This is a genomic window from Microcystis sp. M113S1, assembly GCF_020246945.1.
GTDB lineage: Bacteria > Cyanobacteriota > Cyanobacteriia > Cyanobacteriales > Microcystaceae > Microcystis.
This window is the reverse complement of sequence record NZ_JADBSA010000074.1, coordinates 1-4,470: the sequence shown is the minus strand read 5'-3', so window position 1 is coordinate 4,470 and position 4,470 is coordinate 1. Positions and strand designations below refer to the sequence as shown.

3 protein-coding genes and 1 pseudogene are annotated in these 4,470 nt (G+C 44.0%); 2 read left to right on the top strand and 2 right to left on the bottom strand.

What is annotated here, in order from left to right; all coding sequences use genetic code 11:
- Positions 1–99: DUF2887 domain-containing protein (locus tag IM319_RS04310; protein WP_287734758.1), on the bottom strand; the 99-nt coding region annotated here is incomplete at its 3' end.
- A gap of 296 nt (positions 100–395) precedes the next feature.
- Between IM319_RS04310 and IM319_RS22375 the strand changes: the two are divergent.
- Positions 396–485: pseudogene (locus tag IM319_RS22375) on the top strand (PEP-CTERM sorting domain-containing protein); the annotation flags it as partial.
- A gap of 69 nt (positions 486–554) precedes the next feature.
- Here IM319_RS22375 and IM319_RS04305 read toward each other — a convergent pair.
- Entirely contained in the window at positions 555–1,655 is a 1,101-nt protein-coding gene (locus IM319_RS04305; RefSeq protein ID WP_287734757.1) for an alkene reductase, read from the bottom strand.
- A gap of 902 nt (positions 1,656–2,557) precedes the next feature.
- On the opposite strand from IM319_RS04305, the gene IM319_RS04300 reads away from it, so the two are divergent.
- Entirely contained in the window at positions 2,558–4,123 is a 1,566-nt protein-coding gene (locus IM319_RS04300; RefSeq protein ID WP_287734756.1) for a B12-binding domain-containing radical SAM protein, read from the top strand.
- The last annotated feature ends 347 nt before the right edge of the window (positions 4,124–4,470 follow it).

Below are 4,470 nucleotides of genomic sequence, written 5' to 3'. Positions count from 1 at the left end.
GCGGTAGTTATTGGCTTCGTTGATAGGGAGTTGAATTAATTCAAAGAAGATAGAGGGGAATGATTGAAAGAGTTGATAAAAAATCGTGTCAGTTTTCATGCTCTTATTTTATAGCAGTACCCGCTAAGATTAGGACGTTTTGCCTCCCCCCTAACCCCTAAAATAGCGCAATCCTAATCATTACTGATTAATTTAAGATGTTTCCTTGGCGAACCCTTCCACTCTCTCCCTGATGGGCTTTTTTCCCGATTCATCAATAAAAAACGGAGAATACTTGACAAATTCGGGGGGGGGTAGGATTATGATGCTTATTACTATTAAGCAATGATTTATGGGGTATAAACAGCAATTTTTACCCATTCTTAACCAGGACATTAACTTGCAATCAATCAAAAATGACTAATCAACTGCTAAAAGCCCTTTGCCTTCCTGCGGTGACTTGTGCCGTTTTCAGTGCCATTCCCGCCCATGCCGCTATTTTTTCAGGATAGGCAAGAGGCAAGAGGCAAAAGGAGGAATAGATAATCAGTCTTTAATAACTGGATTTAGTATAACTAGGGTTTATAACTGGGAAAATCGATATAACCTTCCTTGTCAAAAGAATACCAATCTTTCATCTGGGCATCGGGATTAAGAGGCCAATTATTGGCGAATCTTTCCACCAAATCGGGATTACTGATATAGGGGCGACCGAAAGCAATTAAATCCGCATCTCCTAACTGAATAGCGGCTTCAGCAGTTTCTTTGGTATAACCACAATTGCCGATTAAAGCACTATTAAAAACAGCCCGAAACTCGGATAAAAGCATCGGTTGACCCTTTTCATGAAAACCAAAAGCCAAGCCATCTAGCAGATGCAAATAAGCTAAATTATACTCATTTAATCTTTGGGCAACATAGAGAAAAGTTTCTCGAAAATCCTCGGAACCCATGTCATTATAAACCCCATTGGGAGATAGACGCACCCCCACCCGATGACTGGGAAAAACAGTTAAAATTGCCTCGACTACTTCGTGTAAAAAACGATAGCGATTTTCCCAACTGCCACCGTACTTATCCTGACGCTGATTAGTGGCCGATTGCAGAAAAGTATCGATTAAATAACCATTAGCTCCGTGAATTTCTATCCCATCAAACCCCGCTAATTTTGCCCTCTGAGCGGCCTTGCGGTAATCTTCGACAATTGCGGGGATTTCCTCGGTTTCTAAGGCTCTAGGGGTCTCATAGGGCTGTTTGCCGATGGGTGTATGCAACTCCCCCTTAATCTTAATTGCGGAAGGGGCAACGGGTAAAGCCCCATTTTCCTGAAAACTCGGATGAGAAGCGCGACCACAGTGCCACAATTGACAGAACATTGGTGTTCCTTTTCTTTGGGCGATTTTTGTCACCATTTGCCATGCTTGCGCTTGTTCATCGGTGTAGATACCGGGGGTATTTTGCCAACCGTTAGCTTGGGGAGAAATTACCGTCGCTTCCGTAATCATTAATCCTGCGCTGGCCCTTTGCCGGTAATACTCGGCCATTATCTCATTGGCCAGACGTTTTTCTCCGGCTCGCGCTCGCGTCATGGGAGCAAGCACAAGACGATTTTCTAAGTTTAAATCTCCCAATTTAAATTGACTTAAAAGAGCCAGGGAAGTAGTGAAGGAAGTCATCGAATTTGCCGATAGAGGATTTAGGTTAATTTTACCGCAATTAGTTAAAACCAGACAATCACATCCAAGGATGATTGACTGGCTATCTGCGAGATTGTCCCTCTCCTAAGTTAGGATAATTAATCGGATCAACTAGCTGACTATAATTGATCTTGGTCATAAATCTGACTATAATTACCAGTTATTGAATTTATTCATCGTCCAAAATTAAAGAGACATAAACTATATTTTCTGGTGGTTGACTCATGATAAATGTCTTAGCAACTTCGGCATCATAAATATTGCTTAAATCTAAAGAGATAGGAACCTAAACTATCCGATCGCCCAAATAATACCACAGATTTACCTGTCCCCAGTTATGGATGAGGGGACTACCCCCATTCCATCACCTCCTTGACCATTTCTCTCAAGTCATCGTTCTTATTTTTTCCCTCCCGCTTGTCATAAAGACGAAAATTGATAGGAGAAAATTTTTTGTCTAATTCGGTAAAAATAGTGTAATTACGCTTATCTTTACCTGACCAGAATAGTCATTGTGTAGATGTCTAGTAACTGGTGTTTTGCCGATAAAACAGACTTTCTAGGGACTAAAACGAAATCATTACTCTTCGGTGCTTGCGAATTGTAAGAGGGTTTTTCAAAATCAGAATTTTTTATTAAACCTACCCAAAAATACCCAAAAGATGCAGACAGCCCCTACAGCGCGTTGATAAAAATGAAAAAAACCGAGTTTTTAGCAAGGATCGTGCATTTAATTGTGCTAATCTCGAAAAAATTGCGTTTTTTTTACAATTTATTTAGAACTAATTTATTACTAAAAAAAGATGTTAAAAAAGTCTTGATCAACTTGGGCTTTGTAGCTAGTATGTAAAGCATATAGCTTCTTCGTTGGAGACACCTGAATGAAAGCCCTATTACTGTGGCCGCTGATGCCCAACTCCTTTTGGTCCTATCAAGAGACTTTAGATCTAGCCGGCTTGAGATCAACCAATCCGCCTCTGGGTTTAATTACGGTGGCAGCCCTGTTGCCATCGGATTGGGAAATCCGGTTGGTTGATCGCAATGTCCGATTGGAAACGGCTTCGGATTGGGAGTGGTGCGATCTGGTAATCATCTCCGCCATGATCATTCAGAAAAAAGACTTTCAAGAATTGATTACCAAAGGGTTGCAGTTGGGTAAAAAAGTGGCTGTGGGTGGGCCTTACCCCACCTCCTATCCAGAAGTTGCCCAAAAAGCTGGGGCAGATTACCTGATTCTGGATGAAGGAGAACTGACAATCCCTCTGTTCCTGGCGGCCCTGGAGCGGGGTGAACCGAGTGGTGTCTTTAGAGCCAGTGAGAAACCTGATGTCACCATGACACCGATCGCCCGCTATGATCTGCTAGATCTGGATGCCTATCTGGCGATTACCGTGCAGTTTTCTCGCGGTTGCCCCTTTCAATGCGAATTTTGTGACATCATCAACCTCTATGGCCGCAAACCGCGCACCAAAACCCCAGAACAAATGTTGGCTGAGTTGGAGACGTTATACCAACTGGGCTGGAGGCGCTACATTTTTGTGGTGGATGACAACTTCATTGGCAATAAGCGGAATGCCAAGGTGTTTCTGCGGGAGTTGATCCCTTGGATGGAACAACACCAGTATCCCTTTAAACTGATTACGGAAGCTTCCCTTAATCTGGCCGAAGACAGCGAACTGATCGAGTTAATGGTCAAGGCCGGCTTTGTGCTGGTGTTTATGGGGATTGAGACCCCAGATACCGATAGCTTAATGGGCATTAACAAGGTTCAAAACACCCGCCAATCCCTGATCGAATCCTGTCACAAAATTACCCGCGTGGGGCTGCAGATTATGTCAGGCTTCATTATCGGTTTTGACAATGAGAAACCGGGCGCAGGGCAGCGGATCAAAGAGTTTATTATGGAGGCGAGTATTCCCCAGGGGCAGTTTAGCCTGCTCCAGGCACTGAAAAATACCGCCCTGTGGAATCGCCTGCAACGGGAAGGTCGTCTGGTGGATGGCATGGGCACTATCCATCAGGGAGCCATGATGAACTTTGAGCCAACTCGCCCGGTGGAAGAGATTACCGAAGAATACATCGACGCTTTCTGGGAAATCTACGATCCTGTTAACTACCTGAAACGAACCTTCAACCATTTCCTGATCATGGGGGGATGGCGCGGCAAATCGAACCGTAAATTAGATTGGCAACAGTGGCAATTGTTCCGTTCCTTGCTCTGGCGGCAGGGGATTGTCCGACCGACGCGGTTCCGTTTCTGGTGGCAACTGGCGGTGATTGCTTGGGTCAAGCCCCGTCTGGTAGAAGAGTATCTAGCCACCCTAGGGATAGGTGAGCATTTTTTTGCCTATCGCTATGAAGTAAGAGAACAATTACTAAAACAACTAGCCGATTTGAACCAACAGAAAGCAAGGGTAGCCCAGCTGGAAAAAACGCTCAAAAACTAGACAATATCGCAGACGAACAGTCATTTATCCCTAAACAGCGCTCTTGAATCCTACCCCAAAGTAGAGCAACAAAAAGCGCGTGGGGTTGTTTGACTGTCCAATCATACTAAATCCGTTGAGTATAGGCTACTTATGAGGACAGGCAAAAGGCACTCATGCAAAAGGCAAAAGTGGAAATAAATAGGGTCTGCTGAAAAAGTTTTTCGGTGGGGGTTGGGGGTTGGGGGATGGGTTTTACCGATTTTCAGGTGGTCAACTACCTAATTTTCAGGGAAAAAGTACCTGAATTTTCCCCCTGATCACTCCCATGCCTGGTACTTTTTGATTGACAAAAAGTCTAAAAGTCT